This is a genomic window from Kushneria avicenniae (genome assembly GCF_900112585.1).
Lineage (GTDB): Bacteria > Pseudomonadota > Gammaproteobacteria > Pseudomonadales > Halomonadaceae > Kushneria > Kushneria avicenniae.
The window spans coordinates 226,418-243,253 of sequence record NZ_FOLY01000001.1; the positions used below are offsets into that span (position 1 = coordinate 226,418).

The window sequence follows — 16,836 nt, forward strand, 5'->3', positions numbered from 1 at the left end:
ATCAGGCTCGCGTCAGGGCATGGGCAAAGGGGGCCGGCAGGTGCTGATCGACGATGATTCGACCCTGCCGGTTCGTGATGGCCATGCGCTCGAGCCACGCTTCAAACTCCGGTGCCGCGCGCAGGCCCAGCACCTCGCGCACGTAGAGCGCGTCGTGAAAGGAGGTGGTCTGATAGTTGAGCATGATGTCGTCAGACCCGGGAATGCCCATCACATAGTTACAGCCGGCGGCCCCCAGCAGGGTCAGCAGCGCGTCCATGTCATCCTGATCGGCTTCGGCATGGTTGGTGTAACAGACATCACAGCCCATCGGCACGCCCAGTAGCTTGCCGCAGAAATGATCCTCGAGACCTGCGCGAGTAATCTGCTTACCGTTGAACAGATATTCCGGGCCGATAAAGCCCACTACCGTATTGACCAGCAATGGGCTGAATTCACGCGCTACCGCATACGCGCGCGCCTCAAGCGTTTGCTGATCGACATCGTGATGGGCGTTGGCCGACAGCGCACTGCCCTGACCGGTTTCAAAGTACATGACGTTGTTGCCCACCGTGCCACGCTTGAGCGACAGCGCCGCCTCCCGGCCTTCGCGCAGTACGGCCAGATCGATACCAAATCCCTGATTGGCGGCCTGGGTGCCGGCAATGGACTGAAAAACCAGATCAGTCGGCGCACCACGATTAATCGCCTCGATGGCGGTCGTGACATGGGTGAGCACGCAGCTCTGGGTGGGAATCCCGTAGTGGCTGATGATGTCGTCGAGCATTTTCAGAAGGGTGACGACGGCGCCGGTACTGTCGGTGGCCGGATTGATGCCGATGACCGCATCGCCGTTGCCGTACAGCAGCCCGTCAAGGATGCTGGCTGCAATGCCGGTCGGATGATCGGTGGGATGGTTGGGCTGCAGCCGGGTCGACAAACGCCCTTCCAGCCCGATCGTATTGCGAAAGGCGGTCACCACGCGACACTTGCGCGCTACCAGCACCAGATCCTGCAGGCGCATGAGCTTGGCCACGGCCGCGACCATTTCAGGAGTCAATCCAGCTGACAGGGCCGCCAGCGCGTTGCTGTCGACCTCATGAGACAGCAGATAATTGCGAAACTCGCCCACGCTCATATGTCCCACGCGTGCAAAGGCTGCCTGATCATGGCTGTCAACGATCAGACGCGTGACCTCATCGTCTTCATAGGGCACCAGCATCTCTTCGAGAAAGCGCGTCAGCGGCACCTCAGCCAGCGCCAGCTGGGCCGCCGCCCGTGTTTCACTGTCCGGGGCGGCAATGCCTGCGAGCTGATCACCGGAGCGTTCGGGTGTGGCGCAGGCCATCAGCGTTTTCAGGCTTTCAAAGCGATAGCGTCTGCTGCCGACATCATGGTAATAACCGCTCATGCACACCTCCGAATCGTTATTGGTCTTGTCGTGATGGCGAGTGTCAGCATAAACGAGACCGAACGGCGATGCCCATCGGTACGGCTGCCGTCGACACAGGCACAGCCCGGCAGACTGCGCTATGATCGAGCCCGACCCCTCCCGGATGCGAGAACGGCATGACGCTGACGCTTTTACTTATCGCGGTGACCTGCGCGGTCTCCCTGCCCTGTTTCAACAATCATCGACTGATCGAAAAACTGCTGTTCTGGCCCCCGGCCGTGGCACGCGGTCAGGTCTATCGCTTCGTGACGCACGGCTTCGTGCATGCCAACGGCGCGCACCTGTTTTTCAACATGTTCACGCTCTTTTTCTTCGGTCGTGCCATCGAGCGCTTTTTTGTCTCCTATATCGGCGCGGCAGGATTTATCGCGTTCTATCTGGGCGGCATTGTCGCGGCGATCATTCCCAGCTATCTGGCGCATCGAAACGACCCCAACTATCGCAGTCTCGGCGCCTCGGGCGCTGTATCTGCGGTACTGTTCGCCTTCATTCTGGCCGCACCATGGACCACGCTCTATGTGCTGGTCATTCCGGTACCCGCCATCGTCTTTGCCATCGTCTACACCGCCTGGTCGATTTATGCCGGCCGCCGCGGTGGCGACAACGTCAACCACAGTGCGCATCTGTGGGGAGCTGCCTACGGCGTTGTCTTTGCCCTGCTCATGGAGCCGGCGCTGGGCCCCCGGTTTCTGGAGCAGATCGTGGCGTTCTAGCCTCCAGAAGCCAGTGCTGATCTCAAAAAAGGCCCCTTGCCATCAAGGGGCCTTTTTATCGGCATCAACAACGTTTTGATCAGGGCTTCGGCTGCCAGCCGGTATCGTCTTCGCCGGGCTGATTGGTGGCGCCGCGCTCAAGACAGGACTGCATTTGATCAGCGACGGCTTCCAGCCCTTCCGTGACCTGCAGGGGCGATGCCGCCGCCCAGGCACCGATCGGCACGAACTGATCATTCTGGCCGCTGGCTTCACCCAACCGGTCAAAATAGTAGTAGTTGGCTTCCGGCATACGCTGTATTTCCAGACGATAGGCAATATCGCGCGCTTCATGGCGAGTAACACCGGTCACGCTCGAGTCGTTGCCTTCCCCGGGCATGGCGTTGAAGGTCATGGCCTCTTCACGGTCGATCGGATCACGCAGTACGCCCGTGGCCAGATTGACCTGGCGTTGCGCCACGCTGGCATCAAGACACTGTGCAAACTGCGTGGGCGTCACTTCCGTATAGGGTCTGCGTACGGCAAAGGAGCCCAGATAGTTACCATCGACGCCCTGAACGGGATTGATTTCACGGCTTTCGGAAACCTTCTCATCCATGATGTATTGCCCCGAGACGCAGCCGGTCATCAGCGTCAGTGCAGCGATGCCCATCCATGTTCTTTTCATCGTCATCTTGATCCACTTCCCATCGGTATCAGCCTGTCAGATGCGCTGATTGTAACGGATGGCGGCCCGATCTGCCTGATACCGTTCGAACACGACGTGCTTTCAGCGTCGGGACGAGTCATATTTTGGGGGACGGACTGGCGAGAAGCGTCATGTATCGGCAAGATAGCCTCCGACACGATTATCTCAGCGACCGATAACAGGGATGGATGTGACTTCAATCTTAGAGGAATACCGACACTGGCAGCGTTTTTCCAGACAGGAAAAACTGGATCAGGAACATCGAGGCGCGGTGCAGAAGCTGGCCAAATCGGGTGCCATGGCAACGCGCATGGCAGCATCCTACAAGAGCATGGCAGAGCGGGCCGCGGCTGAGGGTGCCTGCTATCGCACGCTGTTCAGTCGCCGCCAGGACAATGGCGAAGAACTTGCCTGTGAGGGCTGGCTGTTCGTGCGTCGTGTGATTGCGGAAGGCGGTACCACCCGTGTCAGGGCTTCCCTGCTGGAAACCTTCACACTCGAGCACGGCGAGATCACTCCGGGATCGATGCCGGGCGTCGGCGTCACGCTGGAAATCTTTGACGAGCTGCTGGTCAAGAACACCATGCAGCTGGGCTGCCGGGTCGATCGCAGCGATGATGATCGCGATACCCGATTCATTACCTTCGTGGATATTGTCCGGGGCGATCTAAAGCCCCATCTGTAATCGGACCACGTCCGGTTTCAGTCTTTCATGTTTGAGTAGAATATCAGAAGGCATGCACAGGAGACGCTCATGAATACGACCCCTACCCCCTACAGTTCACTGCCGCTCAAGGAAATGGACAGCGTCACCAGCATCTGCCGTCCGGGCCACCATACGGCCTCTGCCTCGCTGGACATGGATAGCCCGGCGCTGTCTCTGCTGACGGATTTCCAGCAGGTGCGCGCCTTTACCGTCTCCCATGAAAGCAGCGTCGATGATGCTCTGCAGACAATGAAGCAGAACAGCATTCATATGCTGCTGGTCATCAACGGCGACGGTGAATTTACCGGTGTCATCAGTGCTCGAATCCTGTTCGGCGGCAGTGCCATCACGCGCGCGATGCAGGAGCGTGGCATTGATCGAACCGATGTCACGGTCGATATGATCAAACTGCCGCGTGAAGAAATGCATGCCATCGATTATGAACGCATTCAGCGAGCCACACTGGGAGATCTGGTACAGACTCTGAAAACATCAGGCGATCGTCACGTGCTGGTTACCGATCATGACGAGAATGGCGGACTTCGCATTCGTGGTGTCATTTCGGCCCGGGAAGTCAGTAACGCCCTCGGTGTCGATCTGGATCATCCGCCCGAAGCGCACAGCTTTTCTGCCATCCGCTCGGTAGTGCTGGGACACGATCTGTAAATGGTGATGCAGGAATGGGACTGCCCTCCAGTCCCATTCCTATCAAGAACGTTCCTTCACGCCCACTTCTCTCGATGTTGATGACTGAAAATTCCAAGTGTCTTTCTGTTTCTGGAGATAACGGTATAAACATAATCGCTGACAACATCGTGATTTGGCGTTAAACTGCCGCCCCTCATTCGTCCGGACCGGATCCCGGGCGTCGATTTCATCGGCAAAGAAATTCTCCGTCATGACACAACAGACTGCATCACGCGCCGTCGTTATCTATTCCGGCGGCATGGATTCCTACACCGTTCTACATCGTGCCCTTCGTGAAGGTCATGAAGTTCACGCGCTCTCCTTTCATTACGGGCAACGCCATGCCCGTGAACTGGATGTCGCAAGCCGGGTCTGTCAATCGCTGGGCATCGCCCATCAGGTCGTGGATATACGTGCCATCCACGGGCTCATCGGCGCCTCGGCCCTGACCGATGCAACGCAGGCGATGCCGCGCGCTGATTACGCCGAAGACAACATGAAGGCCACGGTCGTCCCCAACCGCAACATGATTCTGCTCTCTCTGGCCATCGCTCACGCTGTCAATCTGGAAGCAGAAATCTGCTACTACGGTGCCCACGGTGGTGACCACGCCATCTATCCCGATTGCCGCCCCGAGTTTGTCGAGCGCATAAACGATGTCGCGGCGATTGCCAACTATACCCCAGTGGAGATACGCGCTCCCTATCTGCATGCCAGCAAGGACGACATCCTCGCCGAAGGGCTACAGATGGGGCTCGACTATGCCCAAAGCTGGACCTGCTATCTGGGCGAGACGCTGGCCTGTGGGGAGTGCGGCAGCTGTCGCGAGCGTCTTCAGGCCTTTGCCGCCATGGGCATGACAGACCCGCTGCCCTATCGCACGCGGGAGGCCTGAGGATGTACAGCGTCAAGGAAGCGTTTTACACCCTGCAGGGGGAAGGCGGTCAGGCCGGTCGTGCCTCGGTATTCTGTCGGTTTACCGGCTGTAACCTGTGGTCCGGACGCGAGCAGGATCGCACCAACAGTATCTGTCGCTTTTGTGATACCGACTTTATTGGCACCGATGGCCAGAACGGCGGCAAATTTCGGCAGGCCTCCGAGCTGGCGACGCACCTCGAGGCGTTGTGGCCGGCGCAGGCAGCGTACGCACGCCCCTATGTGGTGTTTACCGGTGGCGAGCCCCTGCTCCAGCTGGATGCGGTGCTGATCAATGCCATGCACGCGCGTGGCTTTGAAATTGCCGTGGAAACCAACGGCACGCTGCCGGCTCCTGACGGTATTGACTGGCTCTGCGTCAGCCCCAAGGGCCGCGCCGACATCAAACAGCGCTCCGGCAATGAGCTCAAGCTGGTCTATCCGCAGGAGGATGCCATGCCCGAGCGGTTCATGGCGCTCGAGTTTGACCACTTTTTCCTGCAGCCGATGGACCTTGCCCCCCGCGGTGAAGCCGGTAACACCACGGCCAGGACGGTAGCCTACTGCATGGCAAACCCGCAGTGGCGACTCTCCCTGCAGACGCACAAGATTGCAGGTATCGATTGATGATGCTTTTCGTAAATGCCTTGAGCGCACTGGATGTGTCCATCTGGTGCCCCCAGCGCGGTCTTATTGGCGCCAGTTACCATGTTGATGTCGAGCTGGAAGGCCCGCTCGGTGAAGACGGCATGCTGTTCGACTTTGGCGAGGTCAAACCCTGGATCAAGTCACGTATTGATAATAGCGTTGACCATACGCTGCTGGTGCCGGCAAAAGCGCACGACATCAGCGTCAACGAATGTCCCGAGGGCCTGCGACTGCAGACGCGCCATCCCTGGTCGATGGAGCTTAGGGCCCCGCGTCAGGCCTATACCCTGCTACCGTGGCAACAGATCACGCCCGAGCGACTGGGCGACTACCTCTCCACAGAGCTTTCCCGACGTCCGCCCGCGCAGGTTGAAAAAATACGCGTGACGCTGCGCGAAGAATCCCATGAGATCGGCGGCTATACCTACAGCCACGGCCTTCGACGCCACAAGGGCAACTGTCAGCGCATTGCGCACGGTCATCGCTCGAGGCTGGCCATCTGGCACAATGGCCAGCGCAGCGAAGTACTGGAAGCACAGTGGTCACAGCGCCTTGAGGATATCTACCTGATCGATCAGGCAGACCTGATCAGCGAAGAGAACGATATCTGCCATGTCGGGTATGAATCGGCACAGGGGCGTTTTTCGATACGCCTGCCACGCGAGCGTGCCGAGATTCTGCCCACGCCCACGACGGTCGAACAGATTGCCAACTGGATGGCAGGTGAGATCGCGTCACTGCACGGTGGCAGCGTCCGCGTTCAGGCCTTCGAGGGCATTGACAAGGGCGCCGTGGCTACCGCCTGGGGTGACCGGATGCCGACATGAGCAGCGATGATGCACCGCTGACCATTACCAGCCAGAGCGATGGGTGCCGTGCAGGCTGCGGCGCCTGCTGTATCGCGCCTTCCATCAGCTCCGCCATTCCGGGCATGCCCAACGGAAAACCGGCGGGTGTCCGCTGTATTCAGCTCGACGATGATAATCTGTGCCGGCTGTTTGGCGATCCCCGCAGGCCCAGGGTCTGCCATGATTTCACCTTTGACCGCGAGCTTTGCGGTCGCTCGCGCGACATGGCGCTGCATAACATTACTCTGCTCGAATCAGGCAGTGCGCCATGAACGACTGACCCCGCCATAAGGCGGGGTCAGTATCAGATATCACGTCTTCGCTTATCCGTTCAGCCTGACCAGCATCTTCCCGTCATTGCTACCCTCGAACAGGGCAAGGAAAGCGTCCGGAGTTTTCTCGAGCCCCTCTTCCACGGTTTCGCGATACTCGATGATGCCGTCGGCCACCAGCGGGCCTACCTGCTCATAAAAGCGCTGCTCATGGCCCTTGCCCCATTCATGCACGATAAAGCCCTGCATGCGCAGCCTTTTGGTCAGCACAGCCGCAATGTTGGACGGCCCAGCCGAGGGTGCCGACTCATTGTAGCGTGCAATCATGCCACACACGGCGATGCGTCCGAAGTCGTTCATGGCATCGAGCGCCGCCTCCAGCATGGGGCCGCCGACGTTTTCGTAATAAACATCGATCCCCTGAGGGGCAACGTCTTTCAGAGCGCTTTTGATGTCATCAGCGCTCTGGTGATGATCAATGGCCCTGATGCCATGCGCTTCGAGCCACTCACGCTTTTCCTGACTACCTGCACTGCCGATCACCGTGCATCCCTTCTGAGCAGCCAGCTGCGCCGCCAGTGACCCCACAGCGCCACTGGCGGCCGAAATCAACACGGTGTCGGACGATTTGAGCTCGGCCACCAGCGTCAGTCCAACCCAGGCCGTCATACCGGGCATGCCCAGAACGCCGAGAAAGGCCTGCGGCGGCACATCGATATCCGGCAGGGGCTGCACCTGATCACCGTCCAGCTGCGCAACATCACGCCAACCGCCCATATGGATGACGCGATCCCCCTTCTTCAGCTGCTGATGACGGGATTCAATGATTTCCCCGAGCGCTCCGCCTTCCATGGGTTCATTCAATCTGAAAGGCTCAACGTAGGTCTTGACGCCGCTCATGCGGCCACGCATGTAGGGATCCACGGAAAGCCACTGATTGCGGATGCGCACTTCGCCGTCCTTGAGCTCGGGCAACTCTCGAGTCTCGAAATTGAACAGCGACCGCTCGGGCAGTCCTTCAGGATGTTCGCCGATCGTAAAGTAGCGCGACTGGGTCATGGGGTTCTCCTGTTTCTTCATGGGGAATGTCAGCGATGAACAGGATGGTCAATCGCAGGATAAAAAAAGGGCGCAACTCATGTTGCGCCCCGAGAAAGATAGCAGACTATTCAGTTTGTCGAGATATCAGCCTGGTCACGAATCGTATCCGTCATGACATCGATCATCTGGCTGGCCTGGGCATTCCAGAGACCCTCCGATACCGTTGAGAGCTGATCGGCGCTGACATCGGTATCGACGTGATCGATCGCAAAAATGACCTGCTCGTTTCCGATACCGGCATGGCCATAACCGGGCTGATTGTCATGCGGATACGGCATGCCGAATGCGGCGTTGATCAATTCGGCAGAAAGCTCTCCCTGACCATCACGCGTGACGCCGCTGACTTTCTGCCAGTTCACGCCAGCAGGAGACTCACCGCGACGAAGCGCTGCCAGAGTCTGCTCGGCCTGATCGGACAGGGCCTGACGACGCTTTGCTTCCAGCGCTGCCTGTTCTGCCTGATCGCGGACGTTCTCCAGTGGCAGCGTCGTGGCAGGGCGATGCTCGGTCACGCGTACTACCACACGACGATCCTGCCCCAGCTCTACAGGTTCGCTGTTATAGCCGTTGTTGATGACATCGTCGCTGAAAGCAGCATCCATGACACCGGCTTCACCCAGCACGGCATTATCACCGTCGAACTGATCATCGCGGGACACCCAATCCGTGCGATGCAGGGACAGGTTCAGCTGATCGGCAACGCTTTTGAGATCATCGGCCGAAAAGCTGTCGTCGCTGAGCTGCTGTGCAAGCTGCTGGAAACGATCGTTGTTCTGATTCTGGCGCACTTCCTGAGCCAGCTCGTCGCGCATGTCATCAAAGCTTTCGATATCGATATTATCGACTCGAATGATGTGAAAAACGCCATCACTTTCGATGCCCTGTGACACCTCTCCCTGCGACATCGAGGCGACGGCTTCATCAAAGGACTGACCAAAGATTCCCTCGCTGACCGCCCCCATCTGACCGCCTTTCTGGGCACTGGAAGGATCATCGGAATATTGCTTTGCCAGGTCAGCGAAGTTCTCGCCGTCATTCAGACGAGACTCGATCTCGTCGACACGCTCCTGTGCCTCTTCACGGGTGCGCTCGCCCCCGAAGGTGACCACAATGTCCGATATCTCACGCGGCGCCGTGGCGCGATGCTGTTCATAGCGCTGGCGAAGCTGCTGCTCGTCGACCGATTGGTTGTCGGTATCGGGCAGCTGGCGCCTATCCAGCACAACGTATTCAAGCTTGACCTCTTCAGGGCGCTGATAGGCGTCCCTGTGCGCGTCATACCATGACTGTACTTCGTCATCACTGACACTGACCGGCTTTTCAAGCGAGTCGGCATCCAGCGTGGCATAGCGGAAGTTGCGCTTCTGGTAGCGAAGCTCGGCCAGGCGCTGTGCTTCTGGAGGCAGCAGGAAGGTCCCTGCCACCAGTCCGTTCTGCAGCTGCTGAGTCAGCATGTCTTCCTGAAGCTGGCGACGAAACTCTGCGGCGGTATAGCCGGCACTGCCCAGTCTTCTTTGAAAAAGCTCGGCAGAGAAGTGCCCGTTGCTGTCCTGAAATTCCTGCCGATTGACCAGAAGCTGGTCCACCTGCTGATCGGAAAAGCTCATGCCGCCGTCACGGGCGTACTGCTCCATGGCCGTGCGGGTAATCATGGCGTCGAGTATGGCGCGACGCGCTTCGCCCTGCTGCTCCGGCGGTACGCGTCCGGAACGAACCGCGCGCTGAACCTCGGTATCCAGACTCTGACGGCTGATTTTTTCGCCATTGACGGAAGCGGCCTCGTCACGCTGGCTACCATTGAAATAACTCACCAGCGATTCTGCGCCAAACAGTGTGAATGTCAGCGCGATCAGAGCCACGATGATTTTGGCGATCCAGCCCTGTGCCCGATCTCTGATCTTTTGCAGCATGCAGCAGGCCCTTGCAATTGATGGATGATAAAGAAGGTTGGCGAAGGATTATAACGACACATAGTGCAAACCGACACGCCATAAGCGGGACTCTGACTGAAGCCCCGGCCTGCGTGAGGTTATTCCATAAAAAAACGCATCGTTTTCACGATGCGTTTATCTCACATGGGGAAGATACCGTCTGGTCTGTCTCCCCCTGCATTAACACCGCTATCAGTTGACAGCGTCTTTCAGCGCCTTGCCGGCCTTGAAACTTGGCACGTTGGCAGCGCTGATTTCAATGGTCTTGCCGGTCTGCGGGTTGCGACCAGTACGTGCCGCCCGCTCCTTGATGCTGAATGTTCCGAAACCTACCAGTGCTACGGAATCACCCTGTTTAAGGCTATCGGTAACGGAATCGATCATGGCATCAAGAGCCCGACCGGCCGCTGCCTTGGGAATATCTGCAGAAGCAGCAATAGCCTCAATCAGCTCGGATTTATTCACTCTTCACCCCTTAACTATAACAATCGTTGCTAGGATTAAGCGCGGCAATCGAACTGCATACGCAATCATAACGAGCCGCATTTTATATCAACGACCACAAATACCGTCAAGCAATGTTGGCAACAAAGCCCGTCATTTCAGGCTTTGCTGGCCGACATTATTTAAAAATCATACTAATGAGTATTCACAGAGGGTTGCGAAGTACTTTTTTCTTCTACCCGTCTCTCTTCGAAATCGTCGTCACCCTTTTGCACCAGAGCGATATCGAGAACTTCATCGATCCAGCGCACCGGTCGGATGTCGAGTGCATCCTTGATGGTATCCGGTACTTCCTTGAGATCGCGACGATTTTCTTCAGGGATCAGGGCAATCTTTATACCACCACGCCGGGCAGCCAGCAATTTCTCCTTGAGACCACCAATCGGCATGACTTCGCCCCTGAGATTGACCTCGCCGGTCATGGCAACATCTGCTCGCACGGCCCGACCGGTATAGGCCGATACCATGGCAGTTACCATGGCCACACCCGCACTCGGGCCATCCTTGGGCGTTGCCCCCTCAGGCACGTGAATGTGCAAGTCTTCCTTCTCGAATCGCTCGGGGTCAATTTCAAGCAATGCAGCACGTGAACGTACGACGGTGTGAGCAGCGCTGACCGACTCCTTCATGACATCGCCCAGTGAACCAGTCTTGTTGACCCGGCCCTTGCCGGGCGTTACCACAGACTCGATGTTCAGGATCTCACCGCCCACCGACGTCCACGCCAGACCTGTGACGCGGCCGACCTGATGGGCCTCATCGGCCAGCCCGTAGGTAAAGCGCCTGACACCAGCATAGCGCTCGATATCGGCCGCTTCCAGACGCTGGCCTTCGCTCTTGCCCTGCGATGCCTCATTACCGATGCGCTCACGCAGTACCTTGCGGGCGACCTTGGCAATCTGTCGTTCGAGTTCGCGAACGCCGGCCTCGCGCGTGTAGTAACGGATCAGCTCAAGCAGCGCTTCATCCGAGAGTACCAGCTCATCCTTTTTCAGACCGTTGGCCTTGAGCTGCTTGGGCGCCAGATATCGTCGCGCGATGCCCAGCTTTTCGTCTTCGGTGTAACCGGGAATACGGATAACTTCCATACGATCCAGAAGCGGACCGGGAATGTTCATCGAGTTGGCGGTACAGATGAACATGACATCCGACAGATCGTAGTCCAGTTCCAGATAATGATCGCTGAACTTGTCATTTTGTTCGGGATCGAGCACTTCCAGCAGTGCCGATGAGGGATCACCGCGATGATCCATACCGACCTTGTCGATTTCATCCAGCAAAAACAGTGGATTGCGAACGCCGGTCTTGCTCATGCGCTGCAGCAGCTTGCCGGGCATTGAGCCAATATAGGTGCGACGGTGACCACGAATTTCTGATTCGTCGCGTACGCCTCCCAGTGCCAGACGCGTGTACTTGCGGTTGGTGGCGCGGGCAATGGACTGTCCCAGCGATGTCTTGCCCACGCCCGGCGGGCCAACCAGACACAGCACAGGCCCCTTGAGCTTGCGCACGCGCTTCTGAACCGCAAGATAGTCAAGAATGCGCTCCTTGACCTCTTCCAGACCGTAATGGTCCTCTTCCAGTACCTTTTCGGCGTGGTCGATATCGTGGCGAACCCTGGTACGCTTTTTCCACGGGACCGCCAGAACCCAGTCCAGATAGGAACGTACCACGGTTGCCTCGGCAGAGGCCGGCGCCATCATCTTGAGCTTGTTGAGCTCCTGGCGCGCCTTTTCTTCGGCTTCCGCCGACATACCGGCTTCAGCGATCTTCTGCTCGTACTGATCCGCCTCGTTGGGCGTATTCTCAAGCTCACCCATTTCCTTCTGGATGGCCTTCATCTGCTCGTTGAGATAGTACTCACGCTGAGACTTCTCCATCTGCTCCTTGACCCTGGAGCGGATGCGCTTTTCTACCTGTAGAAGATCAATCTCGGATTCGATCAACGTCATCAGATGCTCGACCCGGTCGCGCACCTTGTCCATTTCAAGCAGAGACTGCTTGTCACCGATCTCAAGAGACAGATGAGCACTGATGGTATCCACCAGACGGCTGGCATCCTCGATACCCTGAAGCGAACTCAGCACTTCGTTGGGCACTTTCCTGGAGAGCTTCACATACTGATCGAACTGGTCGAGCAGAACCCGCACCAGAGATTCCTGCTCACGTTCGCTCAGCGGCTCGCTTTCTCTCGAGGTCACGCTGGCCTTTGGATAGCCTTCCTCGCTGTCGTCGTCTTCGATGTGATCGATATCGGCGCGTGAGCTACCCTCGATGAGCACCTTGACGGTGCCGTCCGGTAAACGAAGCAACTGCATGACGCTGGCAATCGTTCCGATCTCGAACAGATCCTCGATGCCGGGGTTATCCTGACCCGCATCACGCTGAGCAACCAGCAGCACCTGCTTGTCCGATTCCATCGCCGCTTCGAGGGCACGAATCGATTTTTCGCGACCCACGAACAGCGGTATGACCATCTGCGGATAGACAACGACATCACGCAGTGGCAACAGGGGTATGTTTAACGTCTGTGCGGGGTTACGCTCCATCGCAGACAACCTCGAATCTTGTGTGTGGGCCGCAGGAAGCGACTTCGATGGCATCAATATGGGGATGACGGCGGGAAAAACAACCGTTTATCAGGCAGGAGTCTGATACGAACGGGGGGCCATGACGGCCCCCCGATCAATCATCAGCGTACTGACGACTACTCGTCGCCGACCACCAGCTTGCTTTCCTGCTGGTTGGCATAGATCAGCAATGGCTTGCTGTCGCCGTTGATGACGGTTTCATCAATCACCACCTTGACGACGTTCTCGGCGGATGGAATCTCATACATGGTATCCAGCAGCACGGATTCCAGTATCGAGCGCAGGCCGCGAGCACCCGCTCTTCTGATGATGGCCTTGTTGGCCACCGCCTTGAGCGCATCCTCACGGAAATCCAGCTCAACACCTTCCATTTCGAAAAGACGAACGTACTGGCGGATCAGCGAGTTCTTGGGTTCGGTCAGAATCTGAATCAGTGCCTGCTCGTCCAGCTCATTGAGCGTGGCGATCACGGGCAGTCGACCCACGAATTCCGGAATCAGACCATATTTGACCAGATCCTCGGGCTCGACACCGGCGAGTATATCGCCAACGCCCTTGTTGGAATCCTTGCTTTTGACCACCGCATTAAAGCCGATGCCACCACGTTCGGCACGGTCACTGATCACCTTGTCCAGCCCGGCAAAGGCGCCACCCACGATAAACAGGATATTGCCGGTATCAACCTGCAAGAACTCCTGCTGTGGATGCTTGCGCCCACCCTGAGGCGGAACGGACGCCGTAGTCCCTTCGATCAGCTTGAGAAGCGCCTGCTGAACCCCCTCACCCGAGACATCACGAGTGATGGACGGATTGTCCGATTTACGGGAAATCTTATCGATTTCATCGATATAGACAATACCACGCTGGGCCTTTTCTACATCGTAATCGCACTTTTGCAGAAGCTTCTGGATGATGTTTTCGACGTCTTCACCCACGTAACCTGCTTCTGTCAGCGTGGTAGCGTCGGCAATGGTAAAGGGAACGTTCAACAGACGAGCCATGGTTTCTGCAAGCAACGTCTTGCCGCTACCAGTCGGGCCGATCAGCAGAATGTTGCTCTTGCCAAGCTCGACGCGATCTTCACCTTTTTGCTGTCCCGTCCTCAGACGCTTGTAATGGTTGTAAACCGCAACGGACAGCACCATCTTGGCGCGATCCTGCCCGATGACATAGTCATCAAGCGTATTGCGAATTTCCCGCGGAGCAGGAAGACGCTCGTCGTCGGAAGACGCTTCGGACTCCACGACCTCTTCGCGAATAATGTCGTTGCATAGATCAACACATTCATCGCAGATGTAAACAGAGGGTCCAGCGATCAGCTTGCGTACTTCATTCTGGTTCTTGCCACAAAACGAGCAGTAAAGCAGCTTGCCGCCTTCGTCCTTGCCTTTGCCGTCAGCCATTCGCGTACCTCTTGAAGATGGCGGCACGCTAGCGCGCCATCATGGTCAGACTCTGAATCAACGCTATCAGGATACCGGGCGATGCGCCAGCGTTGCGTCAATCAGTCCGTACTCGACGGCCTGCTCGCCATTCATGAAATTGTCGCGATCGGTATCGCGTGCAATCTTCTCGATATCCTGTCCGGTGTGATGCGCCAGAATTTCATTCAGGCGCTGTCGAATCGTCAGAATTTCGCGCGTATGAATTTCGATGTCACTGGCCTGCCCCTGGAAGCCGCCCAGCGGCTGGTGAATCATCATGCGCGAGTGTGGCAGGCAGTAACGCTGGCCTTCTGCACCACCTGCCAGCAGCAATGCGCCCATGCTGGCAGCCTGACCGATACACACCGTTGACACATTGGGCTTGATAAACTGCATGGTATCGTAGATCGACATGCCGGCAGTCACTGCCCCACCCGGAGAGTTGATGTAGAGATGAATATCCTTGTCAGGATTCTCTGACTCCAGAAAGAGCAACTGTGCCACGATCAGGTTGGCGCTGTAGTCTTCGACCGGGCCAACGAGAAAGATGACACGTTCCTTGAGCAGACGTGAATAAATGTCGTAGGCCCGCTCGCCACGTGCGTTCTGCTCCACCACCATGGGGACCAGCCCACCAGCATTGGTAATATCAGACTCGCTTCTCATGTAGCAACCTTACAATAGTGTGGGCCAATGATAGAACCCGGCTTTCGCCGGGTTCTGACTGCCAGCCCTGGCATGGCTGTAATGCCAGCTATCAGCCGGCCTGCTCTTCGGTTTCTTCGGCTTCTTCAGCGCCCTGCTGCTGCGCAGCCTGAAGGGCTTCCTGATAACTCATGGGCGTTTCAACGACGCTGGCCTTTCCCAGCAGCCCATCGATGGCCTTGCGCTCAAGCACAGCAGATTTCACCTGATTTTTCATCTGCTCATTGCCCATGTACTGCTCGACAACCTGTTCGGGCTGCTCGAACTGACCGGCCTGTTCTTCGATGAAGGCACGGATTTCAGCGTCGTCGGCGTCCAGCTCGAAATGGCTGACCACTTCTGCCAGCAGCAGACCCACCTCAACACGACCACGCGCCTGTTCGGCGAACAGTTCATCCGGCAGCTGGGAAACGTCAAAATCGTCGCCCAGACCGAACTGCTGCGCTGCCTGACGCTTGAGCCCTTCAACTTCCTGAGAGATCAGAGCACTGGGGACAGAAACCTCGTTGCGCGCTTTCAGTGCATCGATCAGCTGCTGACGAACACGGTTGTCGATGGCGTTGTCCAGTTCACGCTGCATGTTACTGCGAATTTCAGTACGGAAACTGTCACTATCACCGTCTTCAACACCAAAGCGCGACATGAATTCACTGTCGACTTCCGGCAGCTCCTGCGCCTGCACCTTGTGCATTGTCGTCTTGAAACGCGCTTCCTGACCGGCCAGATGCTCGGCCTGATAATCTTCCGGGAAGGTGACCGTGATTTCACGCTCTTCACCCGCCTGAACGCCCACGAGCTGCTCTTCAAAACCGGGGATGAAACTGTTGGAGCCCAGTACCAGCTGGTGACCTTCCGCACTACCGCCTTCAAAGGCTTCATCACCAAGATAGCCTTCAAAGTCGATGGTGACCTGGTCACCGTCGGCTGCTGCACGCTCGACATCGTTCCACTGAGCATTCTGCTTGCGCAGCGTGTCGATCATTTCGTCGATATCGGCATCAGTGATCTCGGCCTGAGGGCGCTCGATCTGCTCGCCTTCCGGCAGCGTCAGCTCGATGGAGGGATATACCTCCAGAGTGGCGACAAATTCGAGATCCTTGCCGGCTTCATTGACGGTGGCTTCCAGCGAAGGATGACCGGCAGGATTCAGTTCGTTTTCGGTGATGGCACGCACATAGTGCTGACGCATCATTTCATCGACAACTTCGTTGCGGACATCACGACCGAAACGCTGACGTACCACGCTCATGGGCACGCGTCCTGAACGGAAACCATCCAAGCGCACACGACGAGCGGTATCCTTGAGTCGCTCATCGACGGTGTTGTCCACTTCTTGAGCCGGGACCTGGACGGTGACGCGACGCTCGATCGGTGAAGTCGTTTCGACTGAAACTGGCATGAATGATCCTCTACCCACTCAGGTGGCGTGTTCAAAATAAAAAACTCAGGGGCGCAGATTCTAAGAACCCCGTTGGATACTGGCAAGCTCGAAGCCTTATCTGGCGCCGATTAATACGATTTCAAGGGGAAAATCCGCATTTCTTCACCCTGAAGCATTACTCGCTCTATATGGGCACAATCTCTATATGGTCACGATGTCTGAAAGCAGATCGTGCGCACAGCAAAAAGGGCAGCCCTTTCGGACTGCCCTTTTTGGCAGGGATACCGACT

Annotated in this window: 16 protein-coding genes; 7 read left to right on the top strand and 9 right to left on the bottom strand. The window is 57.2% G+C overall.

Annotated elements, in window-relative coordinates; all coding sequences use genetic code 11:
• Nucleotide 1: 1 nt before the first annotated feature.
• Entirely contained in the window at nucleotides 2–1,390 is a 1,389-nt protein-coding gene (locus BM079_RS01105; RefSeq protein ID WP_090129983.1) for an ethanolamine ammonia-lyase subunit EutB, read from the bottom strand.
• Between the two features lie 158 nt (nucleotides 1,391–1,548).
• On the opposite strand from BM079_RS01105, the gene BM079_RS01110 reads away from it, so the two are divergent.
• Nucleotides 1,549–2,145, top strand: coding sequence for a rhomboid family intramembrane serine protease (locus BM079_RS01110; RefSeq protein WP_090129985.1), 597 nt, complete (start codon nucleotides 1,549–1,551; stop codon nucleotides 2,143–2,145).
• A 79-nt stretch (nucleotides 2,146–2,224) separates the two neighbouring features.
• On the opposite strand, the gene BM079_RS01115 is transcribed toward BM079_RS01110, so the two are convergent.
• Nucleotides 2,225–2,812, bottom strand: coding sequence for a hypothetical protein (locus tag BM079_RS01115; protein WP_139215232.1), 588 nt, complete (start codon nucleotides 2,810–2,812; stop codon nucleotides 2,225–2,227).
• 205 nt (nucleotides 2,813–3,017) lie between these two features.
• On the opposite strand from BM079_RS01115, the gene BM079_RS01120 reads away from it, so the two are divergent.
• The 6 genes from BM079_RS01120 (at nucleotide 3,018) to BM079_RS01145 (ending at nucleotide 6,909) form a co-directional block, all read left to right on the top strand.
• On the top strand, nucleotides 3,018–3,518 hold the full coding sequence (locus tag BM079_RS01120; RefSeq protein ID WP_090129989.1) for a hypothetical protein: 501 nt from the start codon (nucleotides 3,018–3,020) through the stop codon (nucleotides 3,516–3,518).
• A 69-nt stretch (nucleotides 3,519–3,587) separates the two neighbouring features.
• Nucleotides 3,588–4,205 (top strand): CBS domain-containing protein, encoded by a 618-nt coding sequence (locus BM079_RS01125; protein ID WP_090129991.1) that lies wholly within the window; start codon nucleotides 3,588–3,590, stop codon nucleotides 4,203–4,205.
• 232 nt (nucleotides 4,206–4,437) lie between these two features.
• The gene (gene queC / locus BM079_RS01130; protein ID WP_090129993.1) at nucleotides 4,438–5,121 is read left to right on the top strand and encodes a 7-cyano-7-deazaguanine synthase QueC; all 684 of its coding nucleotides are present in this window, start codon (nucleotides 4,438–4,440) and stop codon (nucleotides 5,119–5,121) included.
• Between the two features lie 2 nt (nucleotides 5,122–5,123).
• The gene (gene queE / locus BM079_RS01135; RefSeq protein ID WP_090129996.1) at nucleotides 5,124–5,768 is read left to right on the top strand and encodes a 7-carboxy-7-deazaguanine synthase; all 645 of its coding nucleotides are present in this window, start codon (nucleotides 5,124–5,126) and stop codon (nucleotides 5,766–5,768) included.
• The gene (locus BM079_RS01140) at nucleotides 5,768–6,616 is read left to right on the top strand and encodes a 6-carboxytetrahydropterin synthase (protein WP_090129998.1); all 849 of its coding nucleotides are present in this window, start codon (nucleotides 5,768–5,770) and stop codon (nucleotides 6,614–6,616) included. Before queE ends, BM079_RS01140 begins: the two co-directional genes overlap by 1 nt.
• The gene (locus BM079_RS01145) at nucleotides 6,613–6,909 is read left to right on the top strand and encodes a YkgJ family cysteine cluster protein (protein WP_090130001.1); all 297 of its coding nucleotides are present in this window, start codon (nucleotides 6,613–6,615) and stop codon (nucleotides 6,907–6,909) included. Before BM079_RS01140 ends, BM079_RS01145 begins: the two co-directional genes overlap by 4 nt.
• A gap of 51 nt (nucleotides 6,910–6,960) precedes the next feature.
• Here the strand turns inward: BM079_RS01145 and BM079_RS01150 are convergent, their stop codons facing one another.
• The 7 genes from BM079_RS01150 to tig form a co-directional block, all read right to left on the bottom strand.
• Nucleotides 6,961–7,968, bottom strand: coding sequence for an NADP-dependent oxidoreductase (locus BM079_RS01150; protein WP_090130003.1), 1,008 nt, complete (start codon nucleotides 7,966–7,968; stop codon nucleotides 6,961–6,963).
• 110 nt (nucleotides 7,969–8,078) lie between these two features.
• Nucleotides 8,079–9,920 (bottom strand): SurA N-terminal domain-containing protein, encoded by a 1,842-nt coding sequence (locus BM079_RS01155; RefSeq protein ID WP_090130005.1) that lies wholly within the window; start codon nucleotides 9,918–9,920, stop codon nucleotides 8,079–8,081.
• A 213-nt stretch (nucleotides 9,921–10,133) separates the two neighbouring features.
• Nucleotides 10,134–10,406 carry a nucleoid-associated protein HU-beta gene (hupB, locus tag BM079_RS01160; RefSeq protein WP_086622767.1) on the bottom strand — a complete coding sequence of 91 codons (273 nt, stop codon included), beginning with the start codon at nucleotides 10,404–10,406 and terminating at the stop codon, nucleotides 10,134–10,136.
• Nucleotides 10,407–10,579: 173 nt separating this feature from the next.
• Nucleotides 10,580–12,994 carry an endopeptidase La gene (gene lon / locus BM079_RS01165; protein WP_090130007.1) on the bottom strand — a complete coding sequence of 805 codons (2,415 nt, stop codon included), beginning with the start codon at nucleotides 12,992–12,994 and terminating at the stop codon, nucleotides 10,580–10,582.
• A gap of 158 nt (nucleotides 12,995–13,152) precedes the next feature.
• Nucleotides 13,153–14,439: an ATP-dependent Clp protease ATP-binding subunit ClpX gene (gene clpX / locus BM079_RS01170; protein WP_090130009.1), complete on the bottom strand. Its 1,287-nt coding sequence runs from the start codon at nucleotides 14,437–14,439 to the stop codon at nucleotides 13,153–13,155.
• A gap of 66 nt (nucleotides 14,440–14,505) precedes the next feature.
• Nucleotides 14,506–15,126: an ATP-dependent Clp endopeptidase proteolytic subunit ClpP gene (gene clpP / locus BM079_RS01175; RefSeq protein ID WP_090130011.1), complete on the bottom strand. Its 621-nt coding sequence runs from the start codon at nucleotides 15,124–15,126 to the stop codon at nucleotides 14,506–14,508.
• 91 nt (nucleotides 15,127–15,217) lie between these two features.
• Complete coding sequence (tig, locus tag BM079_RS01180; RefSeq protein ID WP_090130013.1) at nucleotides 15,218–16,564, bottom strand: trigger factor; 1,347 nt, start codon at nucleotides 16,562–16,564, stop codon at nucleotides 15,218–15,220.
• Nucleotides 16,565–16,836 lie beyond the last annotated feature (272 nt).